This is a genomic window from Klebsiella grimontii (assembly GCF_900200035.1).
GTDB lineage: Bacteria > Pseudomonadota > Gammaproteobacteria > Enterobacterales > Enterobacteriaceae > Klebsiella > Klebsiella grimontii.
Window position 1 is genome coordinate 108,654 of record NZ_FZTC01000010.1, and the last position, 20,112, is coordinate 128,765.

At 57.7% G+C, this 20,112-nt stretch carries 20 protein-coding genes; 8 read left to right on the top strand and 12 right to left on the bottom strand.

The window, feature by feature from the left end; genetic code table 11:
* Nucleotides 1–87 precede the first annotated feature (87 nt).
* A complete protein-coding gene (gene nrdD, locus KOSB73_RS03955; protein WP_004128226.1) occupies nt 88–2,226 on the bottom strand; it encodes an anaerobic ribonucleoside-triphosphate reductase in 2,139 nt (712 codons plus the stop codon).
* A 369-nt stretch (nt 2,227–2,595) separates the two neighbouring features.
* Entirely contained in the window at nt 2,596–3,339 is a 744-nt protein-coding gene (locus KOSB73_RS03960; RefSeq protein ID WP_024360515.1) for a MurR/RpiR family transcriptional regulator, read from the bottom strand.
* A gap of 260 nt (nt 3,340–3,599) precedes the next feature.
* On the opposite strand from KOSB73_RS03960, the gene KOSB73_RS03965 reads away from it, so the two are divergent.
* The 3 genes from KOSB73_RS03965 to celB all read left to right on the top strand — a co-directional run bounded on the left by KOSB73_RS03965 (nt 3,600) and on the right by celB (nt 6,677).
* Complete coding sequence (locus tag KOSB73_RS03965; RefSeq protein WP_004137208.1) at nt 3,600–3,908, top strand: PTS sugar transporter subunit IIB; 309 nt, start codon at nt 3,600–3,602, stop codon at nt 3,906–3,908.
* 79 nt (nt 3,909–3,987) lie between these two features.
* Complete coding sequence (locus KOSB73_RS03970; protein WP_024360513.1) at nt 3,988–5,295, top strand: 6-phospho-beta-glucosidase; 1,308 nt, start codon at nt 3,988–3,990, stop codon at nt 5,293–5,295.
* Nucleotides 5,296–5,321: 26 nt separating this feature from the next.
* Nucleotides 5,322–6,677, top strand: coding sequence for a PTS cellobiose transporter subunit IIC (gene celB, locus KOSB73_RS03975; RefSeq protein ID WP_004137207.1), 1,356 nt, complete (start codon nt 5,322–5,324; stop codon nt 6,675–6,677).
* A gap of 105 nt (nt 6,678–6,782) precedes the next feature.
* On the opposite strand, the gene treC is transcribed toward celB, so the two are convergent.
* The 3 genes from treC to treR form a co-directional block, all read right to left on the bottom strand.
* On the bottom strand, nt 6,783–8,438 hold the full coding sequence (gene treC / locus KOSB73_RS03980; protein WP_049131479.1) for an alpha,alpha-phosphotrehalase: 1,656 nt from the start codon (nt 8,436–8,438) through the stop codon (nt 6,783–6,785).
* Nucleotides 8,439–8,490: 52 nt separating this feature from the next.
* Entirely contained in the window at nt 8,491–9,909 is a 1,419-nt protein-coding gene (treB, locus tag KOSB73_RS03985) for a PTS trehalose transporter subunit IIBC (protein WP_004128239.1), read from the bottom strand.
* Nucleotides 9,910–10,040: 131 nt separating this feature from the next.
* Nucleotides 10,041–10,988: a trehalose operon repressor TreR gene (treR, locus tag KOSB73_RS03990; RefSeq protein WP_024360510.1), complete on the bottom strand. Its 948-nt coding sequence runs from the start codon at nt 10,986–10,988 to the stop codon at nt 10,041–10,043.
* Nucleotides 10,989–11,168: 180 nt separating this feature from the next.
* Here treR and mgtL point away from each other — a divergent pair, with 180 nt between their 5' ends.
* Both mgtL and mgtA read left to right on the top strand, forming a co-directional pair.
* Nucleotides 11,169–11,222 carry a mgtA regulatory leader peptide MgtL gene (gene mgtL / locus KOSB73_RS31455; protein WP_219192905.1) on the top strand — a complete coding sequence of 18 codons (54 nt, stop codon included), beginning with the start codon at nt 11,169–11,171 and terminating at the stop codon, nt 11,220–11,222.
* 145 nt (nt 11,223–11,367) lie between these two features.
* A complete protein-coding gene (mgtA, locus tag KOSB73_RS04000; RefSeq protein ID WP_024360509.1) occupies nt 11,368–14,076 on the top strand; it encodes a magnesium-translocating P-type ATPase in 2,709 nt (902 codons plus the stop codon).
* Between the two features lie 67 nt (nt 14,077–14,143).
* Here mgtA and ridA read toward each other — a convergent pair whose 3' ends face one another.
* From ridA to KOSB73_RS04020, 4 genes are all read right to left on the bottom strand, one after another.
* Nucleotides 14,144–14,530, bottom strand: coding sequence for a 2-iminobutanoate/2-iminopropanoate deaminase (gene ridA / locus KOSB73_RS04005; RefSeq protein ID WP_004137191.1), 387 nt, complete (start codon nt 14,528–14,530; stop codon nt 14,144–14,146).
* Nucleotides 14,531–14,642: 112 nt separating this feature from the next.
* Nucleotides 14,643–15,104 (bottom strand): aspartate carbamoyltransferase regulatory subunit, encoded by a 462-nt coding sequence (gene pyrI / locus KOSB73_RS04010; RefSeq protein ID WP_004137189.1) that lies wholly within the window; start codon nt 15,102–15,104, stop codon nt 14,643–14,645.
* Between the two features lie 12 nt (nt 15,105–15,116).
* The gene (gene pyrB, locus KOSB73_RS04015; RefSeq protein ID WP_049087203.1) at nt 15,117–16,052 is read right to left on the bottom strand and encodes an aspartate carbamoyltransferase; all 936 of its coding nucleotides are present in this window, start codon (nt 16,050–16,052) and stop codon (nt 15,117–15,119) included.
* Between the two features lie 36 nt (nt 16,053–16,088).
* On the bottom strand, nt 16,089–16,193 hold the full coding sequence (locus tag KOSB73_RS04020) for a pyrBI operon leader peptide (RefSeq protein ID WP_009652331.1): 105 nt from the start codon (nt 16,191–16,193) through the stop codon (nt 16,089–16,091).
* Between the two features lie 192 nt (nt 16,194–16,385).
* On the opposite strand from KOSB73_RS04020, the gene KOSB73_RS04025 reads away from it, so the two are divergent.
* Nucleotides 16,386–16,838 carry a YhcH/YjgK/YiaL family protein gene (locus tag KOSB73_RS04025; RefSeq protein ID WP_004137188.1) on the top strand — a complete coding sequence of 151 codons (453 nt, stop codon included), beginning with the start codon at nt 16,386–16,388 and terminating at the stop codon, nt 16,836–16,838.
* A gap of 191 nt (nt 16,839–17,029) precedes the next feature.
* Here KOSB73_RS04025 and argF read toward each other — a convergent pair whose 3' ends face one another.
* Both argF and argL read right to left on the bottom strand, forming a co-directional pair.
* Nucleotides 17,030–18,034: an ornithine carbamoyltransferase gene (gene argF / locus KOSB73_RS04030; RefSeq protein ID WP_064411411.1), complete on the bottom strand. Its 1,005-nt coding sequence runs from the start codon at nt 18,032–18,034 to the stop codon at nt 17,030–17,032.
* The gene (gene argL, locus KOSB73_RS31460) at nt 18,004–18,099 is read right to left on the bottom strand and encodes a putative translational regulatory protein ArgL (protein ID WP_370798676.1); all 96 of its coding nucleotides are present in this window, start codon (nt 18,097–18,099) and stop codon (nt 18,004–18,006) included. Before argL ends, argF begins: the two co-directional genes overlap by 31 nt.
* 99 nt (nt 18,100–18,198) lie before the next feature.
* On the opposite strand from argL, the gene rraB reads away from it, so the two are divergent.
* The gene (gene rraB / locus KOSB73_RS04035; RefSeq protein WP_004098122.1) at nt 18,199–18,624 is read left to right on the top strand and encodes a ribonuclease E inhibitor RraB; all 426 of its coding nucleotides are present in this window, start codon (nt 18,199–18,201) and stop codon (nt 18,622–18,624) included.
* A 52-nt stretch (nt 18,625–18,676) separates the two neighbouring features.
* A complete protein-coding gene (gene miaE / locus KOSB73_RS04040) occupies nt 18,677–19,435 on the top strand; it encodes a tRNA isopentenyl-2-thiomethyl-A-37 hydroxylase MiaE (RefSeq protein WP_098140254.1) in 759 nt (252 codons plus the stop codon).
* A gap of 99 nt (nt 19,436–19,534) precedes the next feature.
* On the opposite strand, the gene KOSB73_RS04045 is transcribed toward miaE, so the two are convergent.
* Nucleotides 19,535–20,038 (bottom strand): GNAT family N-acetyltransferase, encoded by a 504-nt coding sequence (locus tag KOSB73_RS04045; RefSeq protein ID WP_024360506.1) that lies wholly within the window; start codon nt 20,036–20,038, stop codon nt 19,535–19,537.
* Between the last annotated feature and the right edge of the window lie 74 nt (nt 20,039–20,112).

The window sequence follows — 20,112 nt, forward strand, 5'->3', positions numbered from 1 at the left end:
CCGCGATCCGGGAACGGCTCCTGAGGGGCCAAACGGCTACTGGTCGGTACCCTCTCCTCGTTGGGGAGAGGGCTAAATCGCGCGGAATTAACCGATCTGCCCGTTACCCAAATGCTTCACGCGGCGCTTCACTTCTTCCTGCTTGCCGGCGTTGAACGGACGCGCGTCCGGGCTCCCGAGGTAGCCGCACACGCGGCGGGTTACCGATACGCGAGAAGCATCGTGGTTGCCGCATTTCGGGCAGGTGAACCCTTTGCTGGTGCACTCGAACTCGCCGGTAAAGCCGCACTCGTAGCATTCGTCGATTGGCGTATTGGTCCCGTAATAGGGTACGTGCTGATAGCTGTAATCCCAGACGTCTTCCAGCGCTCTCAGGTTGTGCTGAATATTCGGGTACTCGCCGTAGCAAATAAAGCCCCCGTTAGCCAGCGGCGGATAAGGCGCTTCAAAATCGATTTTGTCGTACGGGTTCACCTTCTTCTCCACGTCGAGGTGGAAGCTGTTGGTGTAATACCCTTTATCTGTCACGCCTTCAATGACGCCGAACTCAGCGGTATCCAGACGGCAGAAGCGGTCGCAGAGGTTTTCGCTCGGCGTGCTGTACAGGCTAAAGCCGTAGCCCGTCTCGTCTTTCCACTGGTCTACCGCTTCGCGCAGGCGCTGAACGATGGCGACGCCTTTCTCACGCAGCGCAGCGCTATCGTACATATGCTTGTTGCCGAACAGCGCGTTGATGGTTTCATGGATGCCGATATAGCCCAGCGAAATCGACGCGCGGCCGTTTTTGAAAATCTCCGAAACGTCGTCGTCCGCTTTCAGACGCACGCCGCAGGCCCCTTCCATATACAGAATCGGCGCCACGCGAGCCTTTACCCCTTCCAGGCGGGCGATGCGGGTCATCAGCGCTTTACGCGCCAGCTGCAGGCGTTCGTCGAGCAGTTTCCAGAACTCGGTTTCGTCGCCTTTCGCTTCCAGCGCGATGCGCGGCAGGTTGAGGCTGATAACGCCGAGGTTATTGCGGCCATCGTGCACCTGTTCGCCGTCCTCGTTTTCCCACACGCCGAGGAAGCTGCGGCAGCCCATCGGGGTTTTGAACGAGCCGGTCACCTTCACGACCTGATCGTAGTTGAGGATGTCCGGGTACATACGCTTGCTCGCGCACTCCAGCGCCAGCTGTTTAATGTCGTAGTTCGCATCGCCGAACTTGTGATTCAGGCCGTCGCGAATGGCGAAGACCAGCTTCGGGAACACCGCCGTTTTGCGGTTTTTACCGAGGCCCGCGATGCGGTTGCGCAGAATGGACTGCTGAATCAGGCGCGATTCCCAGCTGGTGCCAAGGCCAAAACCGAAAGTCACGAACGGCGTCTGACCGTTGGCGGTATGCAGGGTGTTCACTTCATATTCCAGCGACTGGAAGGCGTCGTAGCACTCTTTCTCGGTGCGGGAACGGGCGTAGCCTTCAGCGTCAGGGATGTGCCACTCTTCGGCAATTTTACGGTGCTTATTGAAGCTTTCGGTAACAAACGGCGCCAGTACTTCATCGATGCGGTTGATGGTCGTACCGCCATAAATATGGCTGGCGACCTGAGCGATAATCTGCGCCGTCACCGCGGTAGCGGTAGAGATAGACTTCGGCGGTTCAATCTCGGCGTTGCCCATTTTAAATCCCTGGGTCAGCATGCCTTTAAGATCGATCAGCATACAGTTGAACATCGGGAAGAACGGGGAGTAGTCGAGATCGTGATAGTGGATCACGCCGCGCTCGTGGGCCATCACCACGTCATGCGGCAGCAGGTGCTGGCGCGCGTAGTGCTTGGCGACGATGCCTGCCAGCAGATCGCGCTGGGTAGGGATGACTTTGCTGTCTTTGTTGGCGTTCTCGTTGAGTAACGCCGAGTTGGTCTGCTCAACCAGGCCGCGAATTTCCTGGTTCAGACGACCGCGCTTTTCACGTTGGCTATCGCGGTCGTGGCGATATTCAATGTAGGCGCGCGCCAGCTGCTTGTACGGCCCGGACATCAGCTGGTTCTCAACGGCGGTCTGGATCTCGCTGATATCCACCTGGGCGCGGCCCTGCATTTGCTGGCTAACGACTTCTGCGACGGTGGCGCAATAGTCTGCGTCATCGACTCCCGCTGCTTTAGCTGCACGTAGAATTGCTTCATTAATGCGCTCTGACTTGAACGGCACTTTACAGCCATCGCGTTTCATCACATGCGGTGTCATGATCACTCCATAATTTTTACAGAACAGGTTATCCACAGAGGCGGAAGGACAATCGAAGCCACGAGGCGCTATAGCTGCCGCCGTTTCCCTCCGATCCCGGCCCTTTTTATCCACATCCCATCACCGCCTGAGTACGATGGGCGTGGTGACATAATAGACTATTAATACAATATGTGGGGCCGGGACGCATTTTAAGTTCTATATGTAGTGCTTTGCATCAAAGATGTTTGCAATTTTATTGATGCAGAACAAAGTAAAAAGAGGAGAGCAGGAATGATGGGCGCTTGCGCTTAATGTAAACTTATCCGCTTATAAAATAAGCAAAAATGGGGCCTGAACGCAGGAAATTCAGGCCCGAAAGGGATAACGTCAGGCGAGCAGCGCGTCGTTAAGCAGGTCGACCAGCAGTAGCAGGGCGTAACGCGCGGCCTGCGCATTCTCAGGCAGGGGCAATAGCGCGGAGGCCATATTGCTCAACGCGTGGTTGGCCGGGGTGAGGGCGAAAATCGTCGCTTCCTGTACCCGGGCCAGCAGGGTGGCGCCCTGCAAAATCGCGTCGGCCTCGCCGGTTGCCAGCACCAGCAGGAGATGATCGTCGCTGAGGGTACTGGCTATCATCCGCATCAGGGCGCTGTCCTGGCAGAGATTCATCACGATACCGATGGAGAGCAGCTGGTGCTGAAGCAGCGTCGCCAGCGCGATATCCTGCGCGCCGAGGGCAAAACAGTGCACGGCGCGGGCATTTTGCAGGCGCGTGCGCAGCTTTTGCAGCGTCGACTCGGGCGTGCTGACCAGCTGCTGCTCCAGATTTGCGCTAATCAGGCTTAACTTGTCGCGCCACGCGGCGGGCAGCGCGGCGCTCTCCTCGTTTAGCCAACTGGTGCGACGTTCGCAGGCCTGCGCCAGCTGCTTGCGCAAATCACGAATATCTTCGCAGCCGACGGAGCGGGCAAAGCGGGTAATTGTGGCTGCGCTCACGCCAGCGCGCACCGCCAGTTCATCAATCGAAGCGCTGGCGGTAAAGCTTAAATTCTGCAGAATAAATGCCGCGACTCTTGATTCCTGAGCGCTAAAGCGCGCCATGCCTTCCTGTAACTGCCCTACGATATCCATGCTTTCAGCCTCTTTCTCCGCCACCGCCTGATTGAAAATATTTTTCAAATAATGCTGGCTTTTTATACCACTTAATCACGCGCAACGCCTGAGATTATTGTCGGTTTCGCTTATATGGCGGGGTAAAGAGGTGAAAAATAACGCTCCGATCACGTACGTGAAAAAAATTTTCATATAGCCTTCACCCATACCGGCACCTCGTCTTATAGTCGATGGTGTCTATTTAGCGCTCGCTCAAGCAAAACCCATTGGGAGGAATTATGCCACGTATCGTCCTGTGCTGCGCCGCCGGAATGTCCACCAGCATGCTGGTTAACAAAATGACAGCCGAGGCGCAGCAGCGCGCGCTGGCGCTGGAGATTTATGCCGTGCCCGTTGCCGAGTTTGAACGCGAGTTGCCGAATGCCGACGTGATTTTACTGGGGCCACAGGTGAAGTACGAAGCGGCCCGACTGACCGAGCTTGCTGCCCCGCACGGGAAAGCTGTTGCGGTAATCGATATGGCGGATTACGGCATGATGCGCGGGGCCGCCGTTCTTGATAAAGCGCTCGCTCTGCTGAACCACTAACGCTTTCCCATCAACGCGTTCATTTCGCAAAGCCGCTGCGGCCTTGCGCGGGGATCTGTACGCCAAAAATGAGGCCACTATGCAAACATTGAAAATTGCCGTCATCGGCGGCGGCAGCAGCTATACGCCGGAACTTATCGAAGGCATTATCCTTCGCCATCAGCAGATTCCGGTCACGGAACTGGCGCTGGTCGATGTCGAAGCCGGGCGCGAGAAAGTGGCGATTATCGCCGCGCTGGCCCAGCGTATGCTCAAGCGCCATGGCCTCGAACAGGTTAAGGTCAGCGTCCATTTCAGCCTGGATGAGGCCATTCGCGGCGCTAAATTCGTCCTGACCCAGCTGCGGGTCGGGCAGCTGGCGGCGCGGGCGGCGGATGAGCGGCTGGGGCTGAAATATAACCTGCTGGGCCAGGAAACCACAGGCGTCGGCGGATTCGCCAAAGCGCTGCGCACCATTCCGGTGATGTTGCAGGTCGCGCGCAAAGTGGAGGCGCTGGCACCCGACGCCTTTATCCTCAACTTTACCAATCCGGCGGGGATCGTGACGGAGGCGGTGAGCCGCTACAGTAGCGCCAAAATCATCGGCCTGTGCAACGTGCCGATCAACATGCAGCATACGATCGCCGGCATGCTGGAGGCAAAAGCAGAGGAGGTCAGGCTGAGCTTCGCCGGGCTGAATCATATGGTCTGGGTACACAAAGTGATGCAGGGGCGGGAGGATGTCACCCGTAAGGTTCTCGACATGCTGTGCGACGGTCAATCGCTGTCGATGAACAATATTAAATCGTTGCCGTGGCCGGCGGAGTTTCTGCGGGCCCTGAAGGCGATTCCCTGTCCCTATCACCGCTATTTCTGGCTGACGCCGGCCATGCTGGCGGAAGAGATTGAGGCGGCGAAAACCAAAGGCACCCGCGCGGAGCAGGTGATGAAGGTGGAACAGGAGCTGTTTGATATCTATGCCCGACCTGAGCTGGATGAAAAGCCCGAACAGCTTAGCTTGCGCGGCGGGGCTTACTACTCCGAAGTGGCGGTGGAGCTGATTAACGCCATCTACAACAATCTTGGCAAAGAGATGGTGGTGAATACCCGCAACAACGGCGCGATCCACGGTTTTGATGATGATGCGGTGGTGGAAATTAACAGCCTTATTGACGCGCAGGGCGCGCGACCGCTGGCCTTTGGCGCGCTGCCGCCGATCATGAACGGCCTGACGCAGCAGGTGAAAGCCTTCGAGCGCTTGACGATTGAGGCCGCGGTCCACGGCTGCCGGGATAGCGCGCTGCTGGCGCTGGTCAGTAACCCGCTGGTCGGGAATGTGACCGATGCCCGGGCGCTGCTTGATGAGGTGTTAACCATCAACCGCCCCTGGCTAACGCAGTTTAACTAAACTTTTCCGCCTTCGGGGATACCATTATGTCTCGTACTTCATTTATTGAACGCTATGTCATGCCCGCCGCGCTGAAAATCGGCGGCCAGAAGCATGTCCTGTCGGTACGCGACGGCATTATTCTCAATATGCCGTTTATGCTGATTGGTTCGTTTTTCTTGATATTCGCCTACCTGCCGATTCCCGGCTACGGTGAGATGATGGCCAGCGTATTTGGCGATGCCTGGCGCGACAAAATGCTGTACCCGGTCAAAGCGACCTATGACATCATGGCGCTGCTCTCGGCCTTCGGCATTGCCTACCGGCTGGCGGAAAAATATCGCACCCTGGACCCGCTTAGCGCCGGGGCGATGTCGCTGGTGGCGTTTGTGATGACGATCCCGCAGGTGACGCTCTTTACGCCGGCAGATGGTTCAGCGGCGCAACTTGTCAAAGGCGTGCTGCCGGTGGGGATGATTGGCAGCCAGGGACTGTTTGTGGCGATTGTGATTTCGCTGCTTTCCACGGAGATCTACCGCCTGGTGGCCAGCCGTAATCTGGTGATCCGCATGCCGGACGGCGTACCGCCGGCGGTGGCGAAATCCTTTCTTGCCCTGATCCCCGGCTTCTGCGTGCTGGCCGTGGTGCTGGCGCTGCGCCTGATCGTCGAAGCCTCGCCGTTCGGCGATATCAATAGCATGATCACCACGCTGATTGGTATTCCGATGTCGCACGTCGGCGGTTCGCTGCCGGGGATGATTATCTCGGTGATCCTGATTGGCATTCTGTGGACCCTGGGGCTGCACGGCGACACCATCGTGCTGGTGTTTATTCGCCCGGTCTGGCTGTCGAATATGTCGGAGAACCTGGAGGCGTTTCAGAACGGACTGCCGATCCCGCATATCATCACCCAGCAGTTTTATGACCTATGGATTGCGCCCGGCGGTACCGGGGCGCTGCTGGGGCTGGTGATTTTTATGCTGCTGCGCAGCCGTAGCCAGCAGATGAAACAGCTGGGGAAAATTGCCGCGCCGGGGGCGCTGTTCAATATCAGCGAGCCGATGGTATTCGGCATTCCGCTGGTGATGAACCCGTACTTCTTCCTGCCGTTTATTTTGACGCCGGTCCTGTTGGTGATTGTCTCGTATACCGCGATGGCCACCGGGCTGGTGATGAAGCCGGCGGGGATTGCGCTGCCGTTTACCACGCCGATTTTTATGAGCGGCTATCTGGCGACGGGGGGACATATTTCCGGCGCGGTGCTGCAGGTGGTGAACCTGGCGATCTCGCTGGTGATCTATTATCCGTTTTTCCGGGTATGGGATCGCCTGAAGGCAAAAGAAGAGCAGGCGTCAGCGCAGCCGGAAGCCAGCCCGACGCTGTCTGCGGCGGAGCGTATTTAAAGCGTATTCCCGGAGGCGGCGCTTGACGCGCCTGTCCGGGCTACCGGCCCGCAGACGTCTGTGAATCGGTAGCCCGGCTAAGCGTAGCGCAAGCCGGGGAGGGGGTTACTCCTGCAGCCACCATACCGCTTCAAACGGACGCAGGGTCATAGCGGCAGGACGGTTTGCCGCTTCCGCGTAGTTGCTCATCAGCATCCCCCATTCGCCGCTCATCGCTTCCGGCTGCCAGCGCTGAAACTCGCGGCTCAGGTTCGCCACGACGACCAGCGTTTGTCCCTGCCACTGACGGCGGTAGCACCACAGCGACGGATGTTCCGGCAGCAGGTCCTGATAGTCGCCCCAGGTCAGCACCGGCGCGCTCTTGCGCAGCGCAATCAGCTGCTGATAGGTATAAAACACCGATTCCGGGTCCGCCAGCGCCGCTTCGGCGTTGATCTCGCGATAGTTATCGCACAGCGCAATCCACGGCTCGCCTGCGCTAAAACCGCCGTGATCAGCGCTGTTCCACTGCATTGGCGTACGGCTGTTATCGCGCGATTTGCTGGCCAGAATCGCCAGAAGTTCATCCGGGTCCTGACCCTGCGCCGCGCGTTCGATAAACATGTTGTGGCTCTCAACGTCGCGATAATCGGTAATGCGCGTAAAGTGCGGATTCGTCATGCCGATCTCTTCGCCCTGATAGATATAGGGCGTGCCCTGCATACCGTGAAGCACCATCGCTAGCATTTTCGCCGCCGGGACGCGGTACTCCCCCTCGTCGCCGAAGCGGGAGACGATGCGCGGCTGGTCGTGGTTACACCAGAACAGCGCGTTCCACGCGCGATTGTGCATCCCCTGCTGCCAGTGCCTGAACAGCGATTTCAAGGCCACAAAATCCGGGCGCGCCAGCGTCCACTTCTCGCCGCCGGGGTAGTCAACCTTCAGATGGTGGAAGTTAAAGGTCATCGACAGTTCGCCGCCGTCGAGCGCCGCGTACTTCTGGCAATGCGCAAGCGTGGTGGAGGACATTTCGCCGACCGTCATCAGGTTGCGCGGGGTAAAGACATCGCGGCTCATCTCCTGCAAAAATTCGTGCGCTCGCGGGCCGTCGGTATAGAAGCGGCGGCCGTCGCCATCCGTATCGGACGGAAAGGTCTGGTCTTTGGAGATCAAATTGACCACGTCGAGGCGCAGGCCGTCGACGCCGCGATCGGCCCAGAACTCGCACACTTTTTTCAGCTCCGCGCGCACCGCCGGGTTTTCCCAATTCAGGTCCGCCTGCTCAACCGCGAACAGATGCAGATAGTACTGCTCGCTTTCGGCGTGCCACTGCCAGGCGTTACCGCCAAATTTAGAGCGCCAGTTGTTGGGCGGCGTGGTGGGTTCACCGTCGCGCCAGATATAGAACTGGCGATACGGACTCTCTTTATTGAGCGCTTCGCGGAACCACGCGTGTTCGGTCGAAGTGTGGTTCAGCACCATATCCAGCACAATGCGGATCCCGCGAGCGTGCGCCTGAGCGACCAGTTCGTCGAAATCGTCCAGCGTGCCGTAGGTTGGGTCGATAGCGGTATAGTTGGCGACGTCGTAGCCATTATCCACCTGCGGCGAGACGTAGAACGGCGTCAGCCAGATGGCGTCAACGCCGAGCTTTTGCAGATAGTCGAGGCGGGAGGTCACGCCGCGCAGATCGCCGGTTCCGGTCCCGGTCGTGTCCTGGAAACTCTTCGGATAGATTTGATAAATAACGCCGTTTTGCCACCAGAGGGGAAGGGTATTCATATCGCGTTCCTGCTACAGCAAGGGGGCGCCTGGGCGCCCCGAAAATAAGAAGTCAGACAATCTGTAAGGTGCCCTGGCGGAATTTGCGCTGGTAGACGACCGTCGTCAGGACAATCGGCACCACCACGGCGATGGCCATCGCCAGCGCGTAAACCTGCCAGTAGGTTGGCTGGATAGAGAGGATGCCCGGCAGGCCGCCGACGCCGATACCGTTGGCCATTACGCCATTCAGACCGCACAGTAGCCCGGCAAGACCGGAGCCGACCATCGCGCACAGCATCGGGAAGCGGTACTTCAGGTTGATACCGTACATGGCCGGCTCCGTGACGCCGAGGTAGGCGGAAATGGCGGCCGGAACGGAGATTTCGCGTTCATTCTGCTTGCGGCTGGCGATGATGATTCCCACGACCGCCGACGCCTGGGCGATATTGGACAGCGCAATCAGCGGCCATACCGGCGTCCCGCCCATGCTTTGAATCATCTGCATATCGATGGCGAGCGTGGTCTGATGAACCCCGGTAATCACCAGCGGCGCGTACAGGAAGCCGAACAGCGCGGCGCCAATCGGCGCGAAGCTGCCGGTTAACAGGTGACGCACGGCCCAGGCCACGCCGTCGCCAATCATGCGGCCAAACGGGCCGATAAAAGCGTGCGCGAGGAAGACCGCCAGAATCAGCGAACAGACCGGTACGATCACCAGATAGAGATAGTCAGGCACGATGCGTTTCAGCCGCGTTTCGATAAAGCCGAGCGCCAGTCCCGCCAGCAGGGCCGGGATAACCTGCGCCTGGTAGCCGACTTTCTCAATCGTGAACAGACCAAAGTTCCAGACTTCCGGCACCTGCTGGCCCAGCAGGTAGGCGTTCATCAGCTGCGGAGAGACCAGCGTGACGCCCAGCACGATGCCGAGGATCGGCGTGCCGCCCATTTTCTTGACCGCGGACCAGCAGATGCCCACCGGCAGGTAGAAGAAGATCGCCTCGCCAATCAGCCACAGGAAGTCATAAATAGTTTTCAGCGACGGGTGCATCTGCGCCAGCGTCTGGCCGTTGCTCATCGGTAGATCGCCGATCACGTTGCGGAAGCCTAAGATCAGGCCGCCGCTGATCAGCGCAGGCAGTAGCGGAAAGAAGATCTCCGCGAAGTGTGAAATGAGCTGTTCATGCCATTTCATATTTTGCCGTGCGGCTTTTTTGGCCTGCTCTTTGTCGGCGCTGGCCTGGCCGGTGGTCGCCAGCAGCGCTTTATAGTAGTCGCCAACCTCGGTGCCGATCACCACCTGGAACTGTCCGGCGTTGGTAAAGCAGCCCTTCACCATGCGTAGCTGTTCAATGTCTTTCGGTTTGGCGATGGCCGGATTATTCAGCACAAAGCGCAGACGGGTAATACAGTGGCTGACGGTGGCGATATTGTCGCGCCCGCCCACCAGTTCGATAAGTTTATCGATGTCCTGCTGATTCACTTTACTCATGATGAGGCCTCATGACCGAGGGGGAGAGATAGCATATTTAACTTGAGCTGAATCCTAACCGCTTCGTTTGAATTGCAAAATGGGAACGTTCCCGAAACGCAGCGAAGATCACATAAATCGCTCAGGCGGACTTAATTCAGTACGGCGGGAATGACGATTTGACGGGGCTCACGGTTGCCGGCGATCTGCTCGATCAGCTGCTGTGCCGCCTGGCGTCCGGATTCGGCATAGCCGGGATCGACCGTCAGGATCTCCGGGTGGAGAAACTTCATCAGCGGCGTGCTGCCGACGCTGGCAAGCTGGAGACGATCGATTCCCTGCTGCTGGAGATACTTGCTGGCCCCCAGCGCGAGGGTATCGGTAGCGCAGACCAGCGCGCTGGTCTCTGCCGATAGCACCTCTGCGACGCTTTCGTAGCCCTGTTTCATGCCCAGACCCGGCAGCGCGGCGAGGGGAGTGAGGCGTTTTTTCAGACAGAAATCGAGATAGGCCTGGTGGCGGCGCTGCCCGGTGGTCACATCGCTATGCGGCACGCCGAGGAAGCTGATATGGCGATGCCCGCGATCGTAAAGACGCTGCATCAGCATCCTGATCGACCCTTCATCGTCATAGCAGACGGAGGCGATGCCCGGCGCGTCGCGGGCCAGCAGCACCAGCGTCTCCCGCCAAGGGGTGAGCATCTCTTGCTGGATGCCGGTAAAACCAAACAGCACCACGCCGTCGATATTGCGCCGGGCGAGCATGCCGAGATGCTCCTCGACCAGCGCCGGGGAGAACTGACTTTCCATCATAATCGGATCGTAGCCCTGGGCGTAAAAGGCGGGGAGCATGGTCTGAACGGCGAGGTTTTCCGACAGCGAATCCAGACGGGTGACGATGATCGCCACCACTTTATCGCTCTGGCCGCGCATCGCCCTGGCGGAACGCGAGGGCGAAAATCCGTGCTGCTGCATCACCGCTTCCACTCGCTCGCGAGTGCGTTCGCTAACGCCGCTTTCGTTATTAAGCACGCGGGATACCGTCGATTTCCCGACGCCGCTTAAGCGCGCGATATCTTTGATGGTCAGCCGGTTTTGCATGCAGGGTTCTCGTTGTGGTCCGATTAAAGTCAGCCTAATGCTACTCAAGGAAACCACAATGAGCAAAGTCTGGTTTACGTCTGGTTTAGCTACCCGGGGGTATCATCGCCATAATAGCCACAAATAGATTATCGGTGACGATATAATTCGCGCCGTTTGTATTCATTTACCGGAGATTTTATGGACCCCGAACCCACTCCCGACCCTCGATGGAGCCATCTTTTTTTCCGGTAATCCCGCTTAGCGCTGCTTTACCGGAAGCGTAAAGCAGCGACGTCCTTGATGTCCCTGCCATAAAAATAATATGCCTGACAGGTAAGGTTGACTCGCGCCTGTCGGTAGCGCTGCGTTCGCTCGCGCGAGCGCGGAGGGACTGTTTATGTTGAAAAATTTTACCCGCCAGCTGTTTGCCCAGCTTGGCCGTCATTTACCGCGTCGTTTAGTGCAACGCGATCCGCTACCCGATGCCCGCAATCTGGCGAGCGCGCCGATCCCGGATTCTCTCGGTAAGCAGTGCCTGAACGTGGCGGCAATGGATGAGAATGAAATCTGGCGCGCTTTCTCCAGCCATCCGGAAGGGCTAAACGAAGGCGAAGTGGCGCAGAAAATCGCGCAGTACGGCGAAAACCAGATCCCGGCGCAGAAGCCGTCGCCGTGGTGGGTGCATCTGTGGAGCTGCTATCGCAACCCCTTCAACCTGCTGCTGACCGTCCTGGGTATCGTCTCCTACTCGACGGAGGATCTGTTTGCCGCGGCGGTTATCGCCCTGATGGTGGGGATCTCCACGCTGCTGAACTTTATCCAGGAAGCCCGCTCGACCAAAGCGGCGGACGCCCTGAAGGCGATGGTCAGCAACACCGCGACGGTCCTGCGGGTGGTGAACGAGCAGGGCGAGAGCCGCTGGTGCGAACTCCCTATCGACCAGCTGGTGCCGGGAGATATCGTCAAGCTATCGGCGGGAGACATGATCCCGGCAGATCTGCGCATCATTCAGGCGCGCGACCTGTTTGTCGCCCAGGCCTCGCTGACCGGGGAATCGCTGCCCGTCGAAAAAGTGACCCGCACCCGCGACCCGCTACAGACGAACCCGCTGGAGTGCGACACCCTGTGCTTTATGGGCACCAACGTGGTGAGCGGATCGGCGCAGGCCATCGTTTTCGCCACCGGCGGCGGCACCTGGTTTGGCCAGCTGGCCGGTCGCGTCAGCGAGCAGGAAAGCGAGCCGAACGCCTTTCAGAAAGGCATCAGCCGGGTCAGCATGCTGCTGATCCGCTTTATGCTGGTGATGACGCCGATAGTGCTGCTGATTAACGGCTACACCAAAGGCGACTGGTGGGAGGCGGCGCTGTTCGCGCTCTCCGTCGCGGTGGGCCTGACCCCGGAAATGCTGCCGATGATCGTCACCTCGACCCTGGCGCGCGGGGCGGTGAAGCTGTCGAAACAGAAAGTGATCGTCAAGCATCTCGACGCGATACAGAACTTTGGCGCGATGGACATTCTGTGCACCGATAAAACCGGTACCCTGACGCAGGATAAAATCGTGCTGGAGAACCACACCGATGTCTCCGGCAAAGTGAGCGAACGCGTGCTGCATACCGCCTGGCTCAATAGCCATTATCAGACCGGACTGAAGAATCTGCTCGATACCGCAGTGCTGGAGGGAGTGGAACTGGAGCCGGCGCGCGGGCTGGCGGAACGCTGGCAAAAAGTGGATGAGATCCCGTTCGATTTTGAGCGTCGCCGTATGTCGGTGGTGGTGCAGGAGCAGGACAACGTCCATCAGCTGATCTGCAAAGGCGCTTTGCAGGAGATCCTCAACGTCTCGACCCAGGTGCGCTATAACGGCGACATCGTACCGCTGGACGACACCATGCTGCGGCGCATCCGTCGCGTGACCGATACCCTCAACCGTCAGGGATTGCGCGTGGTAGCGGTGGCGACGAAGTACCTGCCCGCCCGCGAAGGCGACTACCAGCGCGCGGATGAGTCAGACCTGATCCTCGAAGGCTATATCGCCTTCCTCGATCCGCCGAAAGAGACCACCGCCCCGGCGCTGAAGGCGCTGAAGGCCATCGGCATTACGGTCAAAATCCTCACCGGCGACAGCGAGCTGGTGGCGGCCAAAGTCTGCCACGAAGTGGGGCTGGACGCGGGGGATGTGGTTATCGGCAGCCAGGTTGAAGCGCTGAACGATGATGAGCTAGCCGAGCTGGCAAAACGTACGACCCTGTTTGCGCGCCTGGCGCCGCTGCACAAAGAGCGTATCGTGACCCTGCTGAAACGCGAAGGACACGTGGTGGGCTTTATGGGCGACGGCATTAACGACGCCCCGGCGCTGCGCGCGGCGGATATCGGTATTTCCGTCGACGGCGCGGTGGATATTGCCCGCGAGGCGGCGGATATCATCCTGCTGGAGAAGAGCCTGATGGTGCTGGAGGAGGGGGTTATTGAAGGCCGCCGGACCTTCGCCAATATGCTCAAGTACATCAAAATGACCGCCAGCTCCAACTTCGGTAACGTCTTCAGCGTGCTGGTGGCCAGCGCCTTCCTGCCGTTCCTGCCGATGCTGCCGCTGCATCTGCTGATCCAGAACCTGCTGTACGATGTATCCCAGGTCGCGATCCCGTTTGATAACGTTGACGATGAGCAGATCCGTAAACCGCAGCGCTGGAACCCGGCGGATCTCGGGCGCTTTATGGTCTTTTTTGGGCCGATCAGTTCGATATTCGATATTCTGACGTTCTGTCTGATGTGGTGGGTGTTCCATGCCAATACGCCGGAACATCAAACGTTGTTCCAGTCTGGCTGGTTCGTGGTTGGCCTGCTGTCGCAGACGTTGATTGTGCATATGATCCGCACGCGCAGGATCCCGTTTATTCAGAGCCGCGCGGCCTGGCCGCTGATCGTGATGACGCTGCTGGTGATGGTGGTAGGGATTGCGCTGCCGTTCTCGCCGCTGGCAGGCTATTTGCAGCTTCAGGCGTTGCCGCTAAGCTACTTCCCGTGGCTAATTGCCATCCTGGCGGGCTATATGACGCTGACGCAGATGGTGAAAGGTTTCTACAGCCGTCGCTACGGCTGGCAGTGAGCGGGGAGCTTTACGCGCAGAAACAACAAAGGCAGCCGTTGGCTGCCTTTGTTCATACCGCATCCGATTAGCGACGAATGGCGATCGCTTCAATCTCAATCTTCACGTCTTTCGGCAGACGCGCCACTTCCACGCAGGAGCGCGCCGGGAAGGTGGCGTCATGTTCAGTGAAGAAGGCTTCATAGGCGGCGTTCACGGTGGCGAAGTCGTTCAGATCTTTCACGAAAACGGTAGTTTTAACGATATCGCCCACTTTCAGACCCGCGGCTTCAACGATGGCCTTCACGTTGTCCAGCGACTGACGCGCCTGAGCGGCGACATCTTCCGGCACGCTGCCGGTTTTCGGGTCTACCGGGATCTGGCCGGAAGTGATAATCATGTTACCCAGATCAACACCCTGAACGTACGGGCCGATAGCTGCGGGTGCATTTTCCGTCGCGATAGTTTTAGACATGAGTTCTCCTGAATCACAGCATTATATAAATCTTTCGCGTCGCTAACTGCGAAAGATGAGAGGTAAGAGACCCGGCCATTATAGGGAGCCGGGTACGCAATACCAACCTCAATTAGTTCGCCAGAACCACATTATGTGAGAACTCTTTTTCACAATATTTGCACTTCAGCGCGATATCGTTTTCACGTTTTTTTACCGCAAAGCTGGAAGAGACCGGCTCGGCGTGGCTGATGCAGTTGCTGTTGGGGCAAACCAGCACGTTGTTGATGCGATCCGGCAGATGCGGACGGGATTTACCGACCACTTCATAATCATCAATGCGGTTCACCGTCGCCTGCGGCGCATACAGGGAGAGCTGGTTGACCTGCTCGTCGGTCAGGAAGGTGTTTTCGATTTTGATTAAATCTTTGCGGCCCATTTCGCCTGACGGCAGGTTCAGGCCGATGGTGATGCGCTGATCCGTTTCGGTCAGTTTGAACAGGGTTAGCAGCTTAAAGCCGACCTGCGCCGGGATATGGTCGATAACGGTGCCACGTTTGATGGCTTCTACCTGTAATTTGTTGTCGTGTGTCATCTCTTTTTCCCCTTACAGTGCCAGATCGCTATTCAGTACCAGCGCCAGTAACGCCTGGCGCGCGAAGATGCCGTTGCCCGCCTGCTGGAAGTACCAGGCATGCGGCGTTTTATCGACATCGGTGGTGATTTCATCAATACGCGGTAGCGGGTGCAGCACCTTCATGTTGGCGCGGGCGCCTTCCAGATCGGCGGCGCGCAGGACAAACTGCGCCTTCACGTTGGCATATTCCGACGGGTCGAGGCGCTCTTTCTGCACCCGGGTCATATACAGAATGTCCACCTCTTCCATCACCTCTTCAATGGCGCTATGCAGGCTCCAGGCAATGCCTTTGTCGTCGAGCATGTCGAGGATGTACTGCGGCATGGCCAGCGCGTCCGGCGCGATAAAGTAGAAGCGGTTGCCGTTAAATTTCGCCAGCGCCTGGGTCAGGGAGTGAACGGTGCGGCCGTATTTCAGATCGCCGACCATCGCGACGTTAAGATTTTCCAGACGGCCCTGGGTCTCCTGAATGGTGAACAGATCCAGCAGGGTCTGCGTCGGATGCTGATTCGCGCCGTCGCCGGCGTTGAGTACCGGAATACCGCCGGAGAACTCGGTCGCCAGGCGCGCCGCGCCTTCCTGCGGGTGGCGCATAACGATGGCATCGACATAGGTGCTGATGACCGAGATGGTATCGGCCAGGGTTTCGCCTTTTTTGCCCAGCGAGGTGTTGCTGCTGTCTGAGAAACCGACCACGCTGGCGCCCAGGCGGTGCATCGAGGTTTCAAACGACAGGCGGGTGCGGGTCGACGCTTCAAAAAAGCAGCTGGCAATCACTTTATGCTTCAGCAGCTCAGGCTGTGGATGGGCTTTGAGCTTTGCTGCGGTTGCCAGTACCAGTTCAAGGTCTTCGCGGCTGAGATCGTTTATAGAAATGATATGTTTTTGATACAGCGGATTAGCCATGTTTATCTCCTGACGCCTGGGCAAAAAAAAAGCCCCTTAAATAAGGGGCTTTACGAATACGGATGCAACGGAAAGAAAAAACGGCAGGCCAGCGCCTGTTTTCAGACGCGGTAAGACGCGATGTCGTACACACTGAACCATAATTCCTCCCGGCAAAACGGGTGGCATTATACGCAGCTCAATTTTCGGATCAAGCGATTAATCCACAAAAGGTAAACGTTTGCCTGGAGAAGAGTGCGGTAATGCAAAAAACCCTGAAAAAGAGGTGGTATGGCAGTGCGAAGGGGGGTATAAAACGGAAAATGAAAAGCTGTTTTATAATCAGAGGTTATTATGATCGTTGGGAACATTCACCATCTGCAGAGCTGGCTGCCGGCGTCTCTGCGCGAAGCTATCGAACACGTTAAGGCCCACGTCACCGACGCGACGCCGCTGGGTAAACATGATATTGACGGCAACAATCTGTTCTATCTCATATCCGAAGATACCACCGAGCCGATGGCTGACCGCCGCGCCGAGTATCACGCCCGTTACCTCGACATCCAGATTGTACTCAAAGGCCAGGAGGGCATGACCTTTAGCGTTCTTCCCGCCGGTGCGCCGGATACCAACTGGCTGGCGGATAAAGACATCGCCTTCCTGGCGGAGGGGGCGCAGGAAAAAACCGTCATCCTCAGCGAAGGCGACTTTGTGGTGTTCTATCCCGGCGAAGTGCATAAGCCGCTGTGCGCCGTCGGCACGCCGGCGAAGGTGCGCAAAGCGGTTGTGAAGATGCTGATGGCGTAAAAAATATCCCGGGCTGCTCGCCGAGGCTATGGTTGTTGCGGTCCGGTAGCCCGGACAGGCGCGTCAAGCGCCGCCTCCGGGAACGCCCACGGGCTGCGGCTGGCACCTTGCCCGGGCTACAGATCCGTGCGGTTTGGCGGCGGATAGCCCGGATAAGCGCAGCGCAATCCGGGGAAATATCGTGAGAACGCTTACTTACCCAGCGTCGCCACCATCACCGCTTTGATGGTATGCATGCGGTTTTCCGCCTGATCGAAAACGATGCTGGCCGCGGATTCAAATACCTCGTCGGTCACTTCCATCCCGCCGTGCAGGCCGTACTCCGCCGCCATCTGTTTGCCGAGCGTGGTCTGGTCGTCGTGGAATGCGGGCAGGCAGTGGAGGAATTTCACCTGCGGATTGCCGGTCAGCGCCATCATCTCGCTATTCACCTGATACGCGCGCAGCAGCGCGATACGCTCAGCCCACTTCTCTTTGGCTTCGCCCATCGATACCCAGACGTCGGTATAGATAAAGTCAGCGCCCTTCACGCCCGCGGCGATATCTTCGGTCAGCGTAATATTGCCGCCGTTTTTCTGCGCCAGCGTCCGGCACTGCTCGACCAGCTTCTCTTCCGGCCAGCAGGCCGTTGGCGCGACCAGACGCAGATCCAGACCGGTCAGCGCGGCGGCTTCGAGCATGGAGTTGCCCATATTATTCCGCGCGTCGCCGGCGTAGACCAGGGTCATCTGGTTAAAGGCTTTGCCCGGCAGGTGCTCTTGCATGGTCAGCAGGTCCGCCAGCAGCTGAGTAGGGTGGAATTCATTGGTCAGGCCGTTCCAGACCGGAACGCCGGCATATTCGGCAAGAGTTTCCACCACTTCCTGGCCATGACCGCGATATTGAATACCGTCGTACATGCGTCCCAGCACGCGGGCGGTGTCTTTAATCGACTCTTTGTGGCCAATCTGGCTGCCGCTTGGTCCGAGATACGTGACGCGAGCGCCCTGGTCAAATGCGGCAACTTCGAAAGAGCATCGGGTGCGGGTAGAGTCTTTTTCGAAGATGAGCGCGATGTTTTTGCCGGTGAGATGCTGAATTTCGATATTGTTTTTCTTATCAGCTTTGAGCCTGGCCGCCAGTTCAAGCAGGGCGGTAATTTCTGCAGGAGTAAAATCAAGCAACTTTAAAAAATGCTTCTGATAAAACGCGGACATGGTTCCCTCACATGGCTTAGACCATTTGTTGAATTAAAATTCACTTTATATGTATGAATATTCATTTGCAACCCCGTGTCATAAATCTTTCGCTCAGAAGGTGGAGGCAATCACGGCGGTATGTGACAATAGAAGCATCTGCGACACATTATGAGGAACGAGCCATGGCCAACCCGGAATTACTGGAAGAACAGCGTGAAGAAACGCGTCTGATTATTGAAGAGCTGCTCGAAGACGGCAGCGATCCGGACGCGCTGTATACCATTGAGCACCATCTCTCCGCCGATGATTTCGAAACGCTGGAGAAAGTGGCGGTAGAAGCCTTCAAGCTGGGCTATGAAGTGACTGAGCCAGAAGAGCTGGAAGTGGAAGAGGGCGATACCGTTATTTGCTGCGATATCCTCAGCGAATCCGCGCTGAATGCCGAGCTGATCGATGCCCAGGTTGAGCAGCTGATGACGCTGGCGGAAAAATACGACGTGGAATACGACGGCTGGGGCACCTACTACGAAGATCCTAACGGGGAAGACGAAGAAGGCGATGACGACGAAGATCTCGTTGATGAAGACGACGACGGCGTTCGCCACTAGGTAGCAGAGGTATACGGCGGTGCGTTATGCCGCCGTATAGCAAGGAATTTTAATGGATTACCCGCAAATACTCGCCCCGATTTTAGGTTTTCTGCATTGCCCAACTCCTCAGGCGTGGATTGATGAAGCCCGTAAACCGGAAAATCTTCCGCTGCTGTTGACCGACCATATGGTGTGCGAGCTGAAAGCGGCGCAAAACGCCATGCTGCTGGTACGTCGATACGTCGCGGATAAAGACGGCGCCGATGAGCTGCTGGCCTGCCTGAAGCCCTATGAGGACTTCACTTACCGCTGGGGCCCGGAGCCGGATTTCGTCGCGCTGCATAAGCAGATAAACAAAAGCGCCATGCCGCAGACCGACGATCCCTGGGGACGTCAGCTGCTCGACAGCATGATTTTGCTGATCAAAGAGGAGCTGCATCACTTCTGGCAGGTGCGCGAAATCATGCTTTCCCGCGATATTCCCTACGTCAAAATCACCGCCAGCAATTACGCCCGCGGGCTGCGTCGGGAAGTGCGTTCTCACGAACCGGTGATGCTGATCGATAAACTGATTTGCGGCGCCTACATTGAAGCCCGTTCCTGCGAGCGTTTTGCCGCGCTGGCGCCATGGCTGGATGACGATTTGCAGAAGTTTTATCTGTCGCTGCTGCGCTCCGAAGCGCGCCACTATCAGGACTATCTGGACTCAGCGCAGAGGATTGCCGCGGACGATATCAGCGAACGCGTGCGCCAGCTTGGCGAGGCGGAAGCGGCGTTAATTAACGCGCCTGAAGCGGAGTTTCGTTTTCACAGCGGCGTGCCGGTCTGAGCGCCAGGCCGCAGCTTCACCGCAGCGGCCTGCGCCCATCACCGATTAGCGTTGTGGTCTTTGTCTGATGCTGTGGCCGGTACAAGGAACACTCAGGAGCTACAATACTTTCAGCATCGTGACTTCGCAGTCAACGTGGCCGGTGCAGCCCAGCGGCCCGTCGATATGCTCAAAGCCGAGATGCTCATATAAACCGACCGCTTCTTTAAGGAAGGCGGTGGTTTCCAGATAGCAGCGTTTGAAACCTTGTTCACGGGCGTAATCCAGGGCCATCAGCGCCAGCTTTTTCGCCAGCCCCCGGCCGCGCGCGGAGGTCATAAAATACATTTTCTGCAGTTCGCAGATATCGGGCTCGCTGCAGGAGAGCGGCGCCACGCCGCCGCCGCCAACCACTTCACCATTCAGCTCAACGACCCAATAGGCGGAACCCGGTTGGCTATAAAGCTCATAGAGTTGATCCAGATTCGGATCGGCGACCGTATAGCCTTTATCGGCGGTCAGACCATATTCGGCGGAAACCTGGCGGATAACGTTAGCTATCGCCGGATTATCATTAGCCGTGATGCGGCGCAGGGTTAGCGGTAGGGTTGCGCTCGTATTCATGTGAAGACTCATTGCAAAATGATGACGGATAATGTTGTTAATAACATTGCGGAAGGGGAGAGTGCAAGCGAGGA